The organism is Arthrobacter sp. FW306-05-C (assembly GCF_021801725.1).
Classification (GTDB): domain Bacteria; phylum Actinomycetota; class Actinomycetes; order Actinomycetales; family Micrococcaceae; genus Arthrobacter.
Genome location: NZ_CP084556.1, coordinates 4,252,937 through 4,270,552 on the forward strand (window position 1 = coordinate 4,252,937; position 17,616 = coordinate 4,270,552).

A 17,616-nucleotide genomic window follows, 5' to 3' on the forward strand; every position below is an offset into this window, starting at 1 on the left:
GTGAGGCTCACAGCCCGGCTCCCTTCCCGCGGCGGATCAACCACACGAACACCGGGGCACCGACCAGGGCGGTCATGATGCCCGCCGGGACTTCGCCGGGCAGCAGCGCCACCCGGCCGATGATGTCCGCGCCCAGGAGCAGCACGGGGGCGGCGACCAGGGAGAAGGGCAGGATCCAGCGGTAATCGGGGCCGGTGAGGAACCGTACCGCGTGGGGCACCACCAGGCCCACGAACCCGATGGGCCCCGCCAGCGCTGTTGCCGTGCCGCACAGCAGGACGATTCCCAGGGCGGTCACGGCACGGGACAGGCCAACCCGCTGCCCCAGTCCGCGGGCCACATCGTCCCCCAGGGCCAGGCTGTTGAGGCTGCGCCCGGCCAGCAGCACGATGAGCGCACCGGCGGCCAGGAAAGGCAGGCAAGGCAGGAGAACGGACCAGTCCCGGCCCGCGATGCCCCCCACTTGCCAGAAGCGGAACCTGTCCAGGGTGTCCTGGCTGGAGACCAGGATGACGTTCATGAGCGAGGACAGCCCGGCGCTGAGTGCCGCACCCGCCAACGCGAGTTTCACGGGTGTGGCACCGTCCCTCCCCAGCGAGGCGATGAGGTACACCACGACGGCGGCTGCGGAGGCCCCGAGAAAGGCGAACCAGATGTAGCCGGAGAAGGTGGTGACACCAAAGAGGTAGATGCCGGTGACCACTGCCAGGGCGGCGCCGGCGTTGACGCCGATGATGCCGGGGTCGGCCAGCGGATTGCGGGCAACGCCCTGCATCGCGGCCCCGGCCAGGCCCAGCGCGCCGCCGGCCAGCAGGCCCAGGACAGTCCGCGGAATGCGGGCGTGGACCACGGCATGGTCACCATTGGCGGGGTCGAATGCGGTGAGGGCACGCCATACGCTGCCGAGCGGAACGTCACGGGCACCCACGGCCAGCGATGTGCCGGCCAGCAGCACCAGCACGACGACGGCGGCACCCAGCCAGGCGGTCCGTTTCCCTCTCGAAAGATCACCGCGGAGGGAACCACTGGATACCCGGGCCGGCACCCGGGTTCCCGCTCCCCCTTCGGGGCGCGCCGTCGTCGTACTCATGGGAATTCCCCTACTTCACGGCATCTGCGGCGGCCGCCAGCCGTGGCAGGAACGCATCCAGCGACCAGGGCAGGCTCAGCGGCGACGAAGCCGAAATGGACAGGGTGAGGGTGTTGTCCGAATCGGCCACCAGGGCGCCATTTTTGATGGCCGGAATCTGGCCGAGCAGCGGGTCGGCCTTGATGGCGTCCGCGGTGGACGCGTCGGGAACCCAGGTGACGAAGATGTCCGACTTGAGTTCGTTCGCCTTCTCAGCCGACCACGGAATGTAGAACTCCTTGGAGCCCTGGGACTTGTCCGCAACCACCGGGGCCAGGGTCATGCCGATTTCCGTGAGGAAGCGGGGGCGGTTGTCGTTGGCGGTGTAGACGTTGACGCCATCACCCTTGGCGGGTTCCAGGTTTCCGTAAATGAAGCTCTTGCCCTGGAGCTGCGGGAACTCGGAGACCTTGTCCTTGACAGTGGCCTCGGTGTCAGCGACGAGCTTGGCAGCCTCGGTGTCCTTCCCCAGTGCCTTGCCGATAATGGTGGTTGCGTCCTGCCAGGAGGTTCCGTAGGCCACGTCCGGATGGGCCACCACGGGGGCAATCCCGCTGAGTTTCTTGTAGTCCTCTTCGGTGAGACCGGAGTAGGCGGCGAGGATGACGTCGGGGCTGAGCTTGGCGATCTCAGTGAAGTTGATGCCGTCGGCCTCCGAGTACTGGACCGGCGCCTTGTCCGAGCCGAAGCCGGCGCCCAGCTTTTCGAGGGCCGCGTCCTTCCAGGGTGTCGAGCCCTGGGAGTTGCCGCCCCAGTCATTTTTTGGAACGCCCACCGGGACAACACCCAGGGCGATGGCGACGTCATCGTTCACCCAGGAGACAGTGGCAACGCGGGTGGGCTGCTTCTCGATGGTGGTCTCGCCGTAGACGTGATTGATGGTGACCGGGAATGCGGTGCTGCTGGTTGCGTTGCCTGCATCCGCAACTGAGGAGGTTGGGCCCGTGCTGCAGGCGGAAAGCGTGAAGGCTGCGGCGGCTAACACCGCCGCAGCCTTGCCGGCGGAAGAGAAGAGCGTCCGGCGGGTGGGTGCGGGGCCGGGGAATAAGGGGCTGGTCACGGGACTCCTTGAATCAGGCTGACGAAAACTTAAGTAAGGCTAACCTATCTAAATGGCTATTACGCAACACTTTCATTGCCTAATGCAGGGAAGGTGATGGAGAGCACAAACCAGCGCAGGTCCTTGGACAGGAAGCCACTGAACTGGCAGGATGTCCTTGCCGGACCGGCGGCAGAGACACCGGGATGCTGAACAGGAACAGGACAACGGGAACAATGCGCACGCAGATGGTCACTTGGACCGCCGCTGCCGTGGAAAGCGGGGTGGCCGCTTTGGCCTGCACCGCGGAGACTGACTGACTCCCCCGTTACCCCTGGCCCGGCTCCGGGCCGCCCACCCTTTACGAAAGTTCAGCCATGCAATCAGTCACGCCTCAACAGATCCGCTCATCCTTCGTCAACGCCAGCCGCTCGGAAGCTGCAAAGCTCACGCTGCCCAAGAACTTTGACTCCCTCGCCTGGGACAGCCTGGAGTTCCTGGGCTGGCGCGATGAGAAGATGCCGCTGCGCGGCTACCTGGTGGTTCCCGGACCCAAGGGCCTTACCGGAATCATGCTCCGGGCGCCTGAAGGAGGGGCCCGGAAGAAGCGCTCCGTGTTGTGCGAGCTCTGCCGCGACGTGTTCTCAAAGGAGGATGTGCTCCTCTGGGTCGCCAAGCGCGCCGGCCAGTCGGGTCGTGACGGCAACACCGTGGGAACGCTGATCTGCTCCGATTTCCTGTGCTGCGGCAATGTCCGCAAGGAACCGCCGGCCAACGAGATCAATCCGGACCCGGCCGTCGTCGTGGAACGCCAGATCCGGGGCCTGCAGGACCGCACCGCGCAGTTCCTGGCCCGCGTCCAGTCGAAATAGGAGTGCCGGGCAAGTAGGCAGTCATATGGGAGCCCTCCCCCACGTTTGGGAGGGGGAGGGCTTCCCCGCTTGCCGCTCAGCGGTAGGAGAAACTCATCAGCAAGGCCTTCAGCATTTGGCCTTCGCCGCTCCAGTACCAGGCTTTTGCCGCCTCATCGTCAGGGAACGGGGCAGCGGCGAACAACACATCTGCGGTCAGGATGCGGTCGCCAAGCATCACGTAGCCGTACTGCACCTGGCCGTCCGGGGAGACCGGCGCTCCTGGCGTTAGCCCCATGTGGTAAGTGGCAGTGCCGAAAGCGTGATCAACAAAGAACGATGAACTGGGCGTGGGAACAGCGGCCCCGATCAACCCCGGCACCGGGTCAGTATCGAGTACGAACCTGGAGACGTTGCCGGCCGTGATGTCTCCCATCTGGCTGTAGTAGATGGCCACCTGCTCCTTGCCGCCGGCATCGGAGACTGTCGCGATTTCCACTGCCGGGGACGCCGATACCTGTTCATGCTTCACGTCCCAGCCCTCCGGCCGCGCAAAGGACAGGCGGCTGTCTGCGAATGTGAAGATCACCGGCCCGGCGGGAGCGGGAGACGAGGTGGCGGCGGGAATGATTGATGCAGGCGGACCTGCTGCACTCGTCCCGGCGGCGGGCCCCGTCGAGGCACCTCCGCCGCCTGCCGTGCCGTCAGCACAGCCCGTGAGGCCGAGGGCCCCAGCCGCGGCGAGCGCCATGAAGGTGGTGGCGCGATGTGCTGGGCGCATTTGTGCTGCCTTTCATGAAGGCAAGTGGTTAATGCCCACAGGATGGCACCAGGACAGCACCGTTCAACAGCACCCGGACGATATATCCATTGATTTGTTATAAAGTATGGGCGCCGGCAGCAGCTAACGCAGGACGATGTCCACCGGGTTCGCCTCGGACCGCCAGGCCCCTTCCTGCCCCGGACGGGGCCGGATCACCGGCGCGGTGAGGATGCCCGAGCGGTTGGTGCGGCGGTCGCGGAGGATCTCCGTGACCGAGCCGAGGTGCCGGGACAGGTCGATCACGTTTTCAGGCGCAGCCAGCAGCAGCTGGAACCCGAATTCGTGCAGGGCCTTGATCCCGGCGCCTGCGAACTCCTCGGAGGCGAGGACGAATGCCTCGTCCATCATCACCGTGCCGTAGGTGGTGAAGCCCTGCTCCGCGATGCCCAGCTGGTAGCTGAGGGCCGCGGCCATGATGAAGGCCGTAAACCGCTGCCGCTCGCCGCCGGACATGGATCCGGTGTCGGCGTGCATGAACACCTCGGTCCTGACGCCGCCCTTCTTTCCGGCGGCCGGGCCGGTGACCTCCCGGTGTTCCTTGCACTGGATGAACAGGTGCCCGCGGACATCGAGCACCTCGGCGCGCCACCGACGGTCCTCGGGTGCCTGCGAGCCGAGCCTCTTGACCAGGGTTTCCAGGGTCTTGTAGCGGGCGGTGAGCTCGCCGTCGTCGTCCCTCTCCGGGCCGGGACCCTCTGCACGGCCAGCTTCCGACTTCGCAGGCCGGGTATGACGCGCCTTCAAGGCGTTCTGGATGGCGTCCTTGAACTGCTTGGCCGTGGGAGGCAGCGTCTGCTTGATGTCCAGTTCCAGGTAGCTGCCCTCGTGGAAGTTCACCTGCGACAGGATGCCGTTCAGGGGCAGGATGCGGCTGGTGATGGAGCGGCGTTCCTCGTCCAGCAGGTGCAGCAGGGTGCTGAAGGACTCGTGGGTGCGCTGGTTGAAGAACTGCCGGAACTCCGCCTCCTGGGCGGGCAGCCCGTCGTTCACGATCGCGTGGTAACGGGCCTCGAATTCGCTGGCGGCGCCGATGCTGGTGCCGTGGTCCGCCGAAATGGCACTGCCCCACTCGCGCACGAAGCCTTCGAAAATGCGGGTGAGCCGCTCGGCCGTCGCCTGTCCGCGTGACTCCGCGGTGTGCAGCTCACCCAGCAGGGCGGTCCGGACCCGGTTGGCCAGGTTGTCCAGCTCGTGCATCTCGGTGACGTCGCCGAATTCCGCGAAGTACGGTTCCAGGGCTTTGACGGTGGCGTCCGACGGCGGCGCCTGGGCAAGGCGGTCGCGTGCTGCTTCCAGCAGGGTGTCCGCAGCCGTCAGCTGGCGGTCGAGTGCCTTGTATTCGCTCTGCAGCACAGCGGCGGACTCGGTGCTGGACTGGTGCTTCTGCCGGACCTCCTCGATGGTGGCGCGGAGTGGCTCCAGGTCCGCCTGCGCGGCGAGGGCGTCCTTGAGCCGCTGCTCGATCCGGGCGAGCTCGTCGGCCGCAACCGCAGCGGATACCTGTTCCCAGGGGCGGTCGTCTTCGGCGATCCGTCGCAGCGCATCGAGCTGCCGGCTCATGCCCTGGTGTGAGTCCTCGCGGCTCTGCGCCAGCTCGGCGGCCTTGGCCACTTCCTGCCGAAGGTCCTCCACCTGGGCTGCCACGAGTTCCAGCTTGGCGGCGTTGTCGAAGCCGAGGACGTAGTCCTGGCGGCTGGTGAAGCGGTCGTCCTTCTCCACCGTGTGCCGGTTGCGCTTGACCACCCCGCCCAGGCTCAGGCCCTTGTCCAGCGCCGCCAGCTCGTCGGGGTCCTCCACGCAGGGGAAAGCGAAGTCCAGCGCGATGCGTTCGCGCACCCATTCGCCGGCTTCGGCAGCCGTGCCCGAGGCGAGGATGTCCAGCTTGGTGAGCAGGTCGCCGTCGCGCGCGTCCTCCACGGCCAGCGCGCCGCCGGCGAGCGGTTTTGAGACATCCACTGCCCGCAAGGCGCCGCGGACGTTGTGGTCGTTGAGGTAGCGGGTCACGGCGCCGAAGTGCTCACCCGGCACCAGCAGGGTGGTGGCCAGGCTGCGGAGCGCGCGCTCGGCTGCCGGGCGCCATCGCTCCTCACCTTCAGCGAGGTCCATGAGTTCGCCGGCGAACGGCATGCGGTCCTCGGGGATGCCTGTTGCGGCGGCAATGGCGGCGCGGTTTTCAATGCTTGACGGCGGAAGCAGGGACTTGCGCGTCTTCAGCGAGACGAGCTCCTGCTCGGCAGCCGCCAGCTCACGTTTCCGGCCGGCGTGCGCATCGAACGCCTCAAATCGCAGTTCCTGCAGGGCCTGCGAATCATCCTTCAGCTCGGCGGACCGGGCGGCCGCCTGCTCGTGGGCCTGCTCCCAGCCAGCGGCGCTCCACTCAAGCTGCAGCCCGGCGTCGGCCAGTGCCTGCTGGGCCGCCTCCTCCACCTGTTGGCGGAGCTTCAGCCCCACCCGGGCGTTCTCCAGCGACTGCTCGATCGCCGAGATCGCGTTGCCGCCCTGGTTGTTGTAGTCGGTTTCCAGCTGCCGCAGTTCCTTGGCCAGTCCGTCCCGGACCGTACGCTCGGCGCCGAGTTCCTTGGCTTTCGCCTGGGCGAGCTCGCGGAAGCGGAGCAGGGTCTTCTGGTGGACCGTGACGGCGAGCTGCTGCCTGTAGGCCTCGAATTCCTCGCCCACCAGTTCCCGAAGCCGGTTCGCGTCCAGCAGCGACTGCGCGTACTCCCGGTTCAGCCCCGGCACCGGCGCCAGCTGGTCGCGCTGCTGCCGGACGTCCTCCAGCCGCTGGCGGATGGACATCAGGTTGCTGAACTCCTCCACCACATCGTCCGCGGCGGCCAATGTTGCGGGCGCGTCCAGGACCTGGTCGCGGAAGAACGTGTTGACGCTGCCGCCCAAGCCCTTGCCGGCCTGGATCACGCGCAGGAGGGGCAGGGCCTGGTCCGAGTTGATGCCCAGCAGCCGGCGGAACCGCTCTGCGAACGCCTTGTGCACGTCGAAAACCTGGGCGTGCGGGAAGATCGCCTCCAGCGCACCCTTGGTGAACCGCTTGTCGGCGATGCCCTCCAGCGCCTCCAGGTCCAGGGGCACGTTGTCCACCAGGTAGAACCGGCCCACGCTCGATTCCGTGCCATTCTTGGGCAGGTCGAACAGCGCCGACACCGTCACCCGCGTGCCGGCTGCGTTATCGAACGTCAGCGCGACGGCGGACCAGGTGGCACCGGGGCGCTGGAAGGCACTCGCCGACCCCTCGCCCACGGCCTTGTCGCCCACCTTGCCGCGCATGTACGTGAACGTGGTCCGCTTGTCCTCCACGGCACCGCCCGACCGCTGCGCTGCCGCCTCATTCGACCGCGGCCGCGCATCGAAAACCCGCAGCATCGCATCGAACAGCGTGGACTTACCCACGCCCGAATTACCCGTCAGCAGCGTCCCGTTCCGGTCCACGTGCATCGTGTGGGCCCCATGGAACGTCCCCCAGTTGACCACCTGCACCAACGCAAGGCGCATCTGGCCGGGGTTCGTGACATCCCCCAACGGAAGCATGCTCGCGATGCTCACTTGGCGTCCTCCGTGTCGTCGTTGTCGTCCCCGGTTTCGGCGGGCTCAACCGCAGGATCTGGCTCAAGGTCGAGCATCGCTTCTGTGCCAGTGGGGTCGGCCGAGGCGGCTACCAGGGCTTCGATATGGGCCGGGATGTCGCCGATGTTTTCGAACGGCAAGGCCAGGGGCAGGGCGTTCGAGATGGTGTACACGTCGTCCAGGCCCGTGGGGAGCAGGAGTTGGCGGGCCAGGAGCTTGGTGATGGCGCGGGTCACCACGTCGGAGTCGCGGAGGGCGTCCTGCTGACCGGCGGGCTGGTAGTGCGCCACAAGGTCCGTGATTTCCTCGCGGGTGATCGTGGGGTCTGTCTGGGCGGTGACGTGCCGGTCCAGCAGCAGGCGCAGGCGGAGCAGCACGATGGTTTCCACCCGGCTCAGGGCGCGCTGCTGGCGCAGGATGCTGGAACGGGTGCTGCCGCCGATCACCTCCGGATCCACGGGACGCAGGACGGCGATCTTCCGCTCATGGTCCAACTGCAAGGTCAGGAACAGCTCGGACAGGCGGCTGCGCAGGATCACCTGGTTATCCAGCAACACGGTCCAGAGCTTTTCGTCCCGGCCGCCGTCAATGTAGGGGCCCTTGAGGAGCTTCACCAAGGCCTGGCGCACCTTCATGGACAGGACTCCGGTGTCACCGGGAAACAGCGCAGCACCGTCGACGAAGGTGTCGCGGGGGGAAACGGTAAACGGGCGCTCGGCCGCCGGCACCTGCTCGGCGTCAGGCTGGATGTCCTCCGCCTCATCGAGCCCGTTGTCGTGTGAAACCTCAGTCATCTGAATCCTTTGCGAGCGTGACCACCGGCAGGTAGGCCCTGCGGGTGGAGCCGTCTATCTGTTCGAAGTCCAGGCCATCCCAGGCGCCACGGTCGAAGTCCGCCCCCGCATGGAGGGCCTCCGACAACAGGGCCCGGATGGAGTTGATGTGCTGCTCTTCGGGCGGCAGTTGGTGCCAGGCGTCGGCAAGGGTGGCAGCTCCTGCCATGGCCGCCCGGACCACCGCCGGTTTGGCCTTGCCGGTCCTCGGCGAGCGCACCCGGTCCGAGTCGGTGAAGGCGATCGGATCGGCCAGGCGGGGCGGTGCCGCAAACTCATCCGGATCGAACAGCTTCACCATGGACAGGGACTCGAAGCCGGCGTTGTAGAGGACGGGTCCGGGGACCAGGCCGGGGCGTTCCCGCTCGTAGGGGAGGGAACGGATGGCCTGCTCGGCTTCGCGCAGGACCTGCCGCAGCCGGACCGACTGGCGGAAGTCGTCGCTCTGCACGTACGTGTTGAGGCTTTCGCTGAGCTTGCCGTAGATGCGCTGGATCTGGCTGTGCTGCTGGCGGAGCTCGGCCACCAGGCTCTTCAGGGTCTCCCGGTCCTCGGGTGAGAGGTCGTCCGCGAACTGCCGGCTCAGGACCTCGCCGATTGCGGAGCGGAAGCGAAGCTGCTGCTGCGGGTCCTCAAGGAACGCGGTGAAGGACCTGAAGGTCCTGCCCTCGGGACTCTGGCGCAGCCGCTTGTCGGCTTCAAGGACCTGGGCCATCGTGGCGCCCTTGGTCAGCGACTCCTCGATGATCTGGTTGCGGAGCTCGCCCACCAGTTCCTCGATCCGGTCGCGCATCTTCTTGTAGTCCGCCGGCAGGCTGGCAGCGAGGTCCAGGATGTTCCCGGCGGCTTCCACGGCTTCGTCGTCGTCGAGCAGGCCGTCGAACTCGCCGGTGCTGATGTCCTGGATCAGCTGCTGCCGCTCTTCGATCTCCTCTTCCAAGGCTTCGAGGCGGGCGCTTTGGTCCGGGTTGGTTTCGTTGGCGAGCTTTTCCACGTCCCCCAGCAGGGTGCCCAGGCGGGAACCGTTCAAAGTGGACCGTTCACTGGAGAGGCTGTCGAGGAAGGCGAGCACACGGGCGGCAGGCTCGGTGGCCTCGTAAACGATCTGGCCGGACTGGTTCCGGCGCGTCAGGAACTGCCGCCGGGTCCACTCATCGCCAAAAGCCTTGCCATTGGCACCTCCTCCCAGGCCGGGATCCTGGCGCCGGAGCTCCTCAAGGAAGGTGTCGACGTCGGCATGGAATTCCTCGAGCGGCACCTGCGGACGGGTGCGGGTGAAGGAAGCCTGCAGTACCGCGATCACCCACGGCGCCGAGCGCGTCAGGGCCCAGGCAGGTCCCTTGGTGAGGAGTTCGAGGTCCCGGAGCCGGGCGCTGATGGCGTCAGCAGATGACCTGGCGGAGCGGGGCACACACTCTCCTTGGGCTGTTGGCTGTTGGGCTGTTCGGGGCTGGGCAGGGCGCTCCGAACAGAACGGACCGGAAAACTGCCAACTACAAGGTTAACGCAGGCCGCCGCTACCGCTCCGTGACCTACCTGCCGGTAGTGTTTCAATCCCGTATCAAGAGTCACATACGCCCCACGGGCTCTGGCTGGGCGCGCCCCCGTCCCCCTACGCTTCTGCTACTGGTTCTCACCACAGCAGTCTTTCGCAAAGCAACGTCGCAGCAGGGGGATTCATGCAGTTCGATCTAAGCTCCGTGGAAACAGCCACTTTGGTCTTCATCGGGACACTGGTGTTTGGCGCTATTCTGGCCGCATTCGTGCTCACCGCAGGACTGATCGCCCTGGTTGTCCTGGGCGCCGGCAAGCTCACCTGGATGGTGGTGGCCAACACACTCCTGGCTGTAGTCCACGGGATCAACGCGGGCTGGGACAAGGTGGTCCACCGCGCCTCCGCCGTGGACCTTCCCGGGGACTTCCAGGGCCAAACGTCCCCTGGCACGGGAACTTACCCGCGGGTAATCTTGAGGGACAGCTGAAGGGTTCTCCAACCCCGGCGGATCCATGGCTACACCGGCCATCCGGCCAAGGAGATGACCCATGACCTCCGCCACTGACAGCCAGGCCAAGGACGCCCCGGCTGATGAGACACCCGTCCCGGCCGGCAAGATCGGCGCCGGGGCCACCGCTGAAGATGCACGGGCCGTCGCCGAAGCCGCCCGTGAATCCGGCTGGGACCGTCCAAGCTTCGCCAAGGGCCTCTACCTTGGCAGCTTCGACCTGGATCTGGTCCATCCCTGGCCCGCCGCGGACCCTGCGTCCGTGGAACGGGGCGAGGCTTTTATGGCCCGCCTGACGGAGTTCGCCAAAACCATGTCCGGCCGCGTTATTGAGCGGGAAGCGAAGATTCCCGACGATTACATCAAGGGCCTGGCGGATCTGGGCGTCTTTGGCATGAAGATCCCGGAGGAATACGGCGGGCTTGGGCTCTCGCTGGTCTACTATGGCCGCGCCCTTGCCCTGCTGGGCAGCGTGCACCCCAGTCTGGGCGCCCTCATCTCGGCCCACCAGTCCATTGGCGTGCCGGAGCCGGTAAAAGTCTTTGGCACGCCGGAACAGAAGCGCGAGTACCTGCCGCGCTGTGCCGCCGGCGCCGTCACCGCGTTCCTCCTCACCGAACCGGACGTGGGCAGCGATCCCGCCCGCCTGGGCAGCACCGCAACGCCAACGGACGACGGCGACGCGTACCTTTTGGACGGCGTGAAACTTTGGACCACCAACGGGGTGATCGCCGAACTGGTGGTGGTGATGGCGGTGGTGCCGGCGCACACCGACCCGGACGGCACCAGGCACAAGGGCGGCATCAGCGCGTTCGTAGTGGAAATGGACTCGCCGGGCATCACGGTGGAAAACCGCAACGCGTTCATGGGCCTGCGCGGCATCGAGAACGGGGTGACCCGCTTCCACCAGGTGCGGGTGCCGGCCACCAATCGACTGGGCCGCGAAGGGCAGGGCCTGAAGATCGCGCTCACTACGCTTAATACCGGCCGTCTGGCGCTGCCCGCCCTCTGTGTGGCCTCCGGGCGGTGGAGCCTGAAGATTGCCCGCGAATGGTCCAACGCCCGCACGCAGTGGGGCCGGCCCGTGGGCGAACACGAAGCCGTAGGCAAGAAGATCGCTTTCATCGCGGCCTCGGCCTTTGCCCTGGACGCGGTCTTTGAACTCTCGGCCGAGCTCGCGGATGCCGGACAGAAGGACGTGCGGATCGAAGCGGCGCTTGCAAAGCTGTGGGCCACGGAGATCAGCTGCACCATCGCGGATGAGCTGGTCCAGATCCGTGGCGGGCGGGGCTTTGAGACCGCGGAGTCGCTCGCTGCGCGCGGCGAACGTGCGGTGCCGGCCGAGCAGCAGTTGCGGGACCTGCGTATCAACAGGATCTTCGAAGGCTCTTCCGAAATCATGCGGCTGCTGATCGCCCGGGAAGCGGTGGATGCGCACCTGGCGGCCGCGGGCGACCTTGCGTCCCTGGATGCGAGCCTTGCCGACAAAGCGAAGGCCGCCGTCGGGGCTTCCAGCTTCTATGCCAAATGGCTGCCCAAGCTGGTGGCCGGCGCCGGCATGGACCCCCGCTCCTACAGCGAGTTCGGCAGGCTGGCCAAGCACCTCCGCTTCGTGGAACGCTCGTCGCGGCGGCTGGCGCGGCAAACCTTCTACGGCATGGGGCGGTGGCAGGCCAAGCTGGAGCGGAAGCAGGCATTCCTGGGCCGCGTGGTGGACATCGGCGCTGAACTCTTCGCCATGACAGCCTGCTGTTCCCGCGCCGAGATGCTCCTCAAGACCTCCCCTGACAAGGCCGCCGGCGCCTATGAGCTGGCCGACGCCTACTGCGAGCAGGCCAAGGTGCGCGTTGACGAGTACTTCGACCAGCTGTGGCGGAACACGGACGACGCCGACCGGGAGCTGACGCGCAAGGTCCTGGCCGGCGACTACACCTGGCTTGAGGCGGGAGTCCTGGACCAGTCGGAAGGCACCGGCCCGTGGATTGCCGACGCGTCGCCGGGCCCGTCAAAAAAGCAGGACCTGCACCGGAAATACCGGTAAAACCGCAGGTCACAAAATAGTAAGCACGCTTGCTATCAGGTGGGGCGGGTGGTTGAGTTGAGGCATGAGCAGCTCAACGGACCCAGAGAACCTGCCTCCCCGCCGCGCCCGGGAGGACGAAACCACCCGCAGCGGAAGCTACCGCGATGCAGCCGCGGACGACACGGCCACGCGCTCGTTTGACCAGGCGCCTGCCCGGGAAGGAGCACCGGCCCGGGACGGGGCAACTGCCCGTTCAGTGGACCGGGAGCGCCTCTCTGACCGGGAGCGCGCCAGGGACCTCAGCGCCGAACGCGGCTACGACGCGACCCCGCCCAAGGCGGAGCGCGAGTACCAGCCCGCCCCCACCACTGCCACCCCCGTGGTGGACGCCGGCCTCGCGGACAGGGAAACGGCCGTCGCCCGCCAGAGGGAGCGGTTCGGCGGCATCAAGGTGGGTTCGGCGTTCTTTGGCTGGCTGACCGCCACCGGCATGGCTGTGCTGCTGACTGCGCTTGTGGCCGCCGCCGGGACCGCGGTGGGGCTCGCCAACAACACGGACGTCAACCAGGCGGTGAACCAGGCCGCGCAGAACAGCGGCACGGTTGGACTGGTGGGCATCATCGTCCTCCTGGTGATCCTGTTCCTTTCCTACTACAGCGGCGGCTACGTTGCCGGCCGGATGGCGCGCTTTAACGGCGCCAAGCAGGGGCTCATGGTGTGGGTGTGGGCGTTGATCGCGGCCATCGTAGTAGCGATCCTGGGGCTGGTGGCAGGGCAGCAGTTCAACGTTTTGGCCAACCTGAACAGCTTCCCCCGCATCCCCATCAACGAAGGACAGCTCACCACCACCAGCATCATCGCCGCGGTCGTGGTGGCAGCGGTGGCCCTCATCGGGGCCATCCTCGGCGGCCTGGCCGGCATGCGCTTCCACCGCAAGGTTGACCGCGCCGGCTTCACCCCGGACAGCGAGTTTTACGACGACGAAGAGTAGTCAGGCGAGGATGTCGCCGTCCACGTAGAACCACCGGCCGCCCTCGCGGACGAACCTGCTGTTCTCGTGCAGGACGCCCCGTTCCTTGCCGTGCCGGTAATACGCCTTGAACTCCACAGTGCCCTCGGTATCGAATGGGCCTCCCTTGCCGGTGGCCACGATGTCCAGGCGGCGCCACTCCATGGCCGGATCCAGGTCAAGGCTCGCCGACGCAGTGGAGGGATGGTGGGTGCGCAGCAGGTAATCCTCATCCAGCCGGACAAATGCGCTGTACCGTGACCGCATCAGCTGCTCCGCGGTTGCCGCTTGGGCGCGGCCCGAATGGAACCGGCCGCAGCACTCGTTGTACGGCTCCCCGGACAGACACATGCAGTTTAAGGAATCAATTGGGTCGGTCACCCGGCGATGCTGTCACATCCGGTAACAGGTTCGCTACAACCCCGGCCATGATGCTGTGGACGGCGGCACGTCCGGCCAAAAATCCGTATGGTGGAGAAGGAGCTTGCGGGTCCGGCATTTGTTGCCCGGACGCAGGCCCAGGATGCAGGCAGAGAGGAGAGATGACGTGGACCACCCGGACACTCTCGTCCTCAACCTGACCTTCCTTGGCACTGTGGGCGTGGCCCTGATGATGTTCGGAGTCCTCTTCCTGCTGGGGGTCATCACCCTGGTTCTCGCGGGCCTTGGCCGGCTGGCCGCCCTCGTGCTGATGGCCCTGTTCGGCCGCGTTCCGGGCAGGACCGGCGAAGGGCGTTTCGCCAACGGGGAAACCGGCCGCACTCAGCCCCGCAAGCCGCTCCGGGAACGGGCCGCCGCGCTGAAGCCGGACCGGGTGAAGGAGTCGCTCCGCACCGCCGTCGTACGCCATCCCAAGCTTGCCGCCGCACGCCCTGAACCCGCGGTCCTCGCTGAAGACTGGGCCTCCGCCGTTGCCGAGGCGGATAAGCGCGCCCAAGCCAGGGCACGTGCGGAACGGCCCGAAATCAAGCTGTCGGTCCGGGATCTTCCGGACCCGGCCGTACCTGCGGACAAGGTCTCCGAAGTGGCCCCGCTGGTGGAGTCCGCCCTGCACAACCACCGACCGCCGCATGAAATGCCGCGGTCATTCAAGAAACCGCAGCCGCTGCACCCGGTGCCGCCGCTGGATACCGGGTCCCTCGTGTCGCTCGCCGGCCCGCAGCAGGTGCTCAAGGAACAGGCCAAGGAGAACGGCTAAGCCCTTACCCTGAGCAACCATCTGCGTTAGCGTGAACACATGGAATTCAGATACCTCGGAAACAGCGGCTTCAAAGTCTCGGAAATCACGTTCGGCAACTGGCTGACGCACGGCTCGCAGGTGGAGAACGATGTCGCCATCCAGTGCGTGCGCGCCGCCCTCGATGCCGGCATCAGCACCTTCGATACAGCGGACGTCTACGCGAACACGGCCGCGGAGACCGTCCTGGGCCAGGCCCTGAAGGATGAGCGCCGCGAGTCCCTGGAAATCTTCACCAAAGTCTTCGGCCCCACGGGCCCCAAGGGCAAGAACGATCTTGGCCTGTCCCGCAAACACATCATGGAATCCATCAACGGGTCCCTGCGCAGGCTGCAGACCGACTACGTGGACCTTTACCAGGCACATCGCTACGACTTCGAAACGCCGCTGGAAGAGACCATGCAGGCGTTCGCGGACATCGTCCGGCAGGGCAAGGCACTGTACATCGGCGTGAGCGAGTGGACCGCGGAGCAGCTCCGAGAGGGCCGCAAGCTGTCCAAGGAACTGGGCTTCCAGCTCATCTCCAACCAGCCGCAGTACTCCATGCTGTGGCGCGTGATCGAAGCCGAGGTGGTCCCGGCGTCGGAAGAGCTGGGCGTGTCCCAGATTGTCTGGTCCCCCATGGCGCAGGGTGTCCTCAGCGGCAAGTACCTGCCCGGCCAACCCGCTCCCGAAGGCAGCCGCGCCACGGATGAAAAGGGTGGCGCCAAGATGATCCAGCGCTGGATGCGCGACGACGTCCTGGCCGGCGTGCAGGAACTGAAGCCGATTGCCCAGGAGGCAGGGCTGTCCATGCCTCAGCTGGCCGTGGCGTGGGTGCTGCAGAACCCCAACGTCGCATCCGCCATTGTGGGTGCATCCCGGCCCGAACAGATTGCCGACAGCGTAGGCGCCGCCGGCGTGAAGCTGGAGGCGGAGGTCCTCAAGCGGATCGACGACGCCATTGGCGGCCTCGCCGAACGGGACCCGGCACAGACCAAGTCGCCGGCCACCCGGGAAGCGTAAGTGGCGTCCCCGTCGGAACTGCCGGACCTCGCGGTCACCGGCTCCACCGGAGGCTTGGGCGGAATGGTGGCTCGGCAGCTTGCCGCGTCCGGTTTCGCCCAGCGCCTGCTGGTGCGCGACGCCGCGCGGGCCCCGCAGCTGGACGGCGCGCACGCGGTGGTGTGTTCCTACGGGGACGGCGCCGCCTCCCGGCACGCCCTTGAGGGGGCGAAAGTCCTGTTCATGGTGTCCGCCGCGGAGGCCGAGGACAGGCTGCAGCAGCACTATGCATTCGTGGACGCCGCCGCGGATGCCGGGGTGGAGCACGTGGTGTACACGTCCTTTTATGGGGCCGCGCCGGATGCCATCTTCACCCTGGCCAGGGACCATTACGCCACGGAGGAGCGGATCAAGGCGTCCGGGATGGCCTACACCTTCCTGCGCGACAACTTCTACCTGGACTTCCTGCCGCTGATGACCGGGGACGACGGCGTGATCCGCGGACCTGCCGGTGACGGCGTGTTTTCTGGGGTGGCGCGGGAGGACATTGCCCGCTCCGCCCACGCGGTGCTGCGCGATCCCGCCATCCACAAGGGCATGACGTACAACCTGACCGGCCCGGAGGAACTGTCCATGGCGCAGGCCGCTGAGATACTGAGCGCAGGGACCGGGCGGACCGTGCGCTACCAGCCGGAGACGGTGGAGGAAGCCTACGCGTCCCGGGCCTCCTACGGCGCTCCGCAGTGGCAGCTGGACGCCTGGGTCAGCACCTACACGGCCATGGCAGCGGGCGAGATGGCAGGGCTTTCGCCTGACGTCCACGGCCTCACCGGGCAGGACCCCATCACGCTTGCGGAGTTCCTGACCCGGCCGGTGCTTTAGCCGGCTCAAACCCGTTGACGGGCGTGGTGGCCCGGCGTAGACCTGTTGGTGCCGGGGGCGTTGTCAGTCCGCCAAGCAGAATCGCACCGCCATGAAATACGGCAATCAGCAGTCAACCCGGCAGGGGCCGGCGCCGGCTCCTGCCACCGCCGCGCAGCCCACGTCCGGTCCGCTCACCCGGGAGGAACTGCAGCTCGCCGCACGGAACCATTCCATGCCGCTGGAGGCACTCCGCCGCGACGTCACCCCGCCCGGGCTCCACTACGTGCTGACGCACTTCGACATCCCGGACCTCGACGGTTCGTCCTGGCATCTGCGGATCAGCGGGGCAGTGGAACGGGCCCTGGAACTCAGCATGGCAGCGCTCCGCAGGGACCCGGCCATCACCGTTCCCGTGACGCTCGAGTGCGCGGGGAACGGCCGGTCGCTGCTTGAGCCGCGGCCGCTGAGCCAGCCATGGGTCCTGGAGGCGGTGGGTACGGCGCACTGGACCGGCATTCCGCTTGCCTACCTCCTTGGCAAAGCGGGGGTGCTCCCGGACGCGGTAGAGGTGGTCTTCACCGGGGCCGACGCCGGGGTACAGGGCGGCGTCCCCCAGCGCTACGCACGAAGCCTGCCGATCCGCGAGGCGCTGCGTCCCGACGTCGTCCTCGCCTACCAAATGAACGGCACCGACCTGCCGCCGCAGCACGGCTACCCCCTGCGGCTGGTGGTCCCGGGCTGGTACGGGATGGCCAGCGTGAAGTGGCTGGAGTCCATCGAGGTGGTAAAGACGCCCTTCGCCGGCTTCCAGCAGAAGGTCGCGTACCGCTACCAGGACTCCGCGGACGACGCCGGCACGCCGGTTTCGCGGATCAGGGTGCGTGCGCTGATGGTCCCGCCGGGCGTGCCGGACTTCTTCACCCGGCAGCGGTTCCTCCGCGCGGGTCCAGTCCTGCTGGTGGGCAGGGCGTGGTCGGGGGAAGGTGCCGTGACCGCCGTCGACGTCGGAATCGATGGCACTTGGCTGCCCGCCCATTTGGACAAGCCGGCGGGTGGCTACGCGTGGCGGAGGTGGAGCCTGCCCTGGGTCGCCAACCCCGGCGAGCATGTCCTTTCCTGCCGCGCAACGGACATCACAGGTGCCAGCCAGCCGCTGGAGCAGAACTGGAACCTGCAAGGGATGGGCAACAATGTGGTGCAGCGGGTGCACGTGACGGTGGAGTGAAGTTGCGGGCCGGGGCT

At 67.0% G+C, this 17,616-nt stretch carries 15 protein-coding genes; 8 read left to right on the forward strand and 7 right to left on the reverse strand.

From position 1 onward, the window contains the following. Positions 1-7 precede the first annotated feature (7 nt). Positions 8-1,090 carry a FecCD family ABC transporter permease gene (locus tag LFT44_RS19710; protein ID WP_236800199.1) on the reverse strand — a complete coding sequence of 361 codons (1,083 nt, stop codon included), beginning with the start codon at positions 1,088-1,090 and terminating at the stop codon, positions 8-10. A gap of 10 nt (positions 1,091-1,100) precedes the next feature. After that, the gene (locus LFT44_RS19715; RefSeq protein ID WP_236800200.1) at positions 1,101-2,189 is read right to left on the reverse strand and encodes an iron-siderophore ABC transporter substrate-binding protein; all 1,089 of its coding nucleotides are present in this window, start codon (positions 2,187-2,189) and stop codon (positions 1,101-1,103) included. A 356-nt stretch (positions 2,190-2,545) separates the two neighbouring features. Between LFT44_RS19715 and LFT44_RS19720 the strand changes: the two genes are divergently transcribed. Then, entirely contained in the window at positions 2,546-3,040 is a 495-nt protein-coding gene (locus tag LFT44_RS19720; protein ID WP_236800201.1) for an FBP domain-containing protein, read from the forward strand. A gap of 76 nt (positions 3,041-3,116) precedes the next feature. Here LFT44_RS19720 and LFT44_RS19725 read toward each other — a convergent pair whose 3' ends face one another. From LFT44_RS19725 to LFT44_RS19740, 4 genes are all read right to left on the reverse strand, one after another. Continuing rightward, positions 3,117-3,800: a hypothetical protein gene (locus tag LFT44_RS19725; RefSeq protein ID WP_236800202.1), complete on the reverse strand. Its 684-nt coding sequence runs from the start codon at positions 3,798-3,800 to the stop codon at positions 3,117-3,119. 123 nt (positions 3,801-3,923) lie between these two features. Beyond that, on the reverse strand, positions 3,924-7,400 hold the full coding sequence (locus LFT44_RS19730) for an ATP-binding protein (RefSeq protein WP_236800203.1): 3,477 nt from the start codon (positions 7,398-7,400) through the stop codon (positions 3,924-3,926). After that, positions 7,397-8,215 carry a DUF4194 domain-containing protein gene (locus tag LFT44_RS19735; RefSeq protein ID WP_236800204.1) on the reverse strand — a complete coding sequence of 273 codons (819 nt, stop codon included), beginning with the start codon at positions 8,213-8,215 and terminating at the stop codon, positions 7,397-7,399. Before LFT44_RS19735 ends, LFT44_RS19730 begins: the two co-directional genes overlap by 4 nt. Then, positions 8,208-9,665 (reverse strand): DUF3375 family protein, encoded by a 1,458-nt coding sequence (locus LFT44_RS19740; RefSeq protein ID WP_236800205.1) that lies wholly within the window; start codon positions 9,663-9,665, stop codon positions 8,208-8,210. Before LFT44_RS19740 ends, LFT44_RS19735 begins: the two co-directional genes overlap by 8 nt. Before the next feature lie 268 nt (positions 9,666-9,933). On the opposite strand from LFT44_RS19740, the gene LFT44_RS19745 reads away from it, so the two are divergent. From LFT44_RS19745 to LFT44_RS19755, 3 genes are all read left to right on the forward strand, one after another. After that, positions 9,934-10,236, forward strand: a complete 303-nt coding sequence (locus LFT44_RS19745) for a hypothetical protein (protein WP_236800206.1) — start codon at positions 9,934-9,936, stop codon at positions 10,234-10,236. Between the two features lie 61 nt (positions 10,237-10,297). Then, positions 10,298-12,298: an acyl-CoA dehydrogenase family protein gene (locus LFT44_RS19750; protein ID WP_236800207.1), complete on the forward strand. Its 2,001-nt coding sequence runs from the start codon at positions 10,298-10,300 to the stop codon at positions 12,296-12,298. Between the two features lie 64 nt (positions 12,299-12,362). Continuing rightward, entirely contained in the window at positions 12,363-13,271 is a 909-nt protein-coding gene (locus LFT44_RS19755) for a TIGR04086 family membrane protein (RefSeq protein WP_236800208.1), read from the forward strand. On the opposite strand, the gene LFT44_RS19760 is transcribed toward LFT44_RS19755, so the two are convergent. After that, positions 13,272-13,640, reverse strand: coding sequence for a YchJ family protein (locus LFT44_RS19760; RefSeq protein ID WP_236800209.1), 369 nt, complete (start codon positions 13,638-13,640; stop codon positions 13,272-13,274). It lies immediately after the preceding gene. Between the two features lie 196 nt (positions 13,641-13,836). On the opposite strand from LFT44_RS19760, the gene LFT44_RS19765 reads away from it, so the two are divergent. The 4 genes from LFT44_RS19765 (at position 13,837) to LFT44_RS19780 (ending at position 17,599) form a co-directional block, all read left to right on the forward strand. Further along, positions 13,837-14,487 (forward strand): hypothetical protein, encoded by a 651-nt coding sequence (locus tag LFT44_RS19765; protein WP_236800210.1) that lies wholly within the window; start codon positions 13,837-13,839, stop codon positions 14,485-14,487. Between the two features lie 39 nt (positions 14,488-14,526). Continuing rightward, the gene (locus tag LFT44_RS19770; protein WP_236800211.1) at positions 14,527-15,531 is read left to right on the forward strand and encodes an aldo/keto reductase family protein; all 1,005 of its coding nucleotides are present in this window, start codon (positions 14,527-14,529) and stop codon (positions 15,529-15,531) included. A gap of 63 nt (positions 15,532-15,594) precedes the next feature. Next, positions 15,595-16,392 (forward strand): SDR family oxidoreductase, encoded by a 798-nt coding sequence (locus tag LFT44_RS19775; RefSeq protein WP_442863700.1) that lies wholly within the window; start codon positions 15,595-15,597, stop codon positions 16,390-16,392. 91 nt (positions 16,393-16,483) lie between these two features. Beyond that, positions 16,484-17,599 carry a sulfite oxidase gene (locus LFT44_RS19780; protein ID WP_236800213.1) on the forward strand — a complete coding sequence of 372 codons (1,116 nt, stop codon included), beginning with the start codon at positions 16,484-16,486 and terminating at the stop codon, positions 17,597-17,599. Positions 17,600-17,616: the final 17 nt, after the last annotated feature.

Excerpts from the sequence above, each read along its gene's own strand:
- LFT44_RS19760 (WP_236800209.1), bottom strand. The coding sequence starts at position 13,640 with ATGTGTCTGTCCGGGGAGCCGTACAACGAGTGCTGCGGCCGGTTCCAT.
- LFT44_RS19735 (WP_236800204.1), bottom strand. The coding sequence starts at position 8,215 with ATGACTGAGGTTTCACACGACAACGGGCTCGATGAGGCGGAGGACATC.
- LFT44_RS19710 (WP_236800199.1), bottom strand. The coding sequence starts at position 1,090 with ATGAGTACGACGACGGCGCGCCCCGAAGGGGGAGCGGGAACCCGGGTG.
- LFT44_RS19775 (WP_442863700.1), top strand. The coding sequence starts at position 15,595 with ATGGTGGCTCGGCAGCTTGCCGCGTCCGGTTTCGCCCAGCGCCTGCTG.
- LFT44_RS19780 (WP_236800213.1), top strand. The coding sequence starts at position 16,484 with ATGAAATACGGCAATCAGCAGTCAACCCGGCAGGGGCCGGCGCCGGCT.
- LFT44_RS19745 (WP_236800206.1), top strand. The coding sequence starts at position 9,934 with ATGCAGTTCGATCTAAGCTCCGTGGAAACAGCCACTTTGGTCTTCATC.
- LFT44_RS19770 (WP_236800211.1), top strand. The coding sequence starts at position 14,527 with ATGGAATTCAGATACCTCGGAAACAGCGGCTTCAAAGTCTCGGAAATC.
- LFT44_RS19755 (WP_236800208.1), top strand. The coding sequence starts at position 12,363 with ATGAGCAGCTCAACGGACCCAGAGAACCTGCCTCCCCGCCGCGCCCGG.
- LFT44_RS19725 (WP_236800202.1), bottom strand. The coding sequence starts at position 3,800 with ATGCGCCCAGCACATCGCGCCACCACCTTCATGGCGCTCGCCGCGGCT.
- LFT44_RS19750 (WP_236800207.1), top strand. The coding sequence starts at position 10,298 with ATGACCTCCGCCACTGACAGCCAGGCCAAGGACGCCCCGGCTGATGAG.
- LFT44_RS19720 (WP_236800201.1), top strand. The coding sequence starts at position 2,546 with ATGCAATCAGTCACGCCTCAACAGATCCGCTCATCCTTCGTCAACGCC.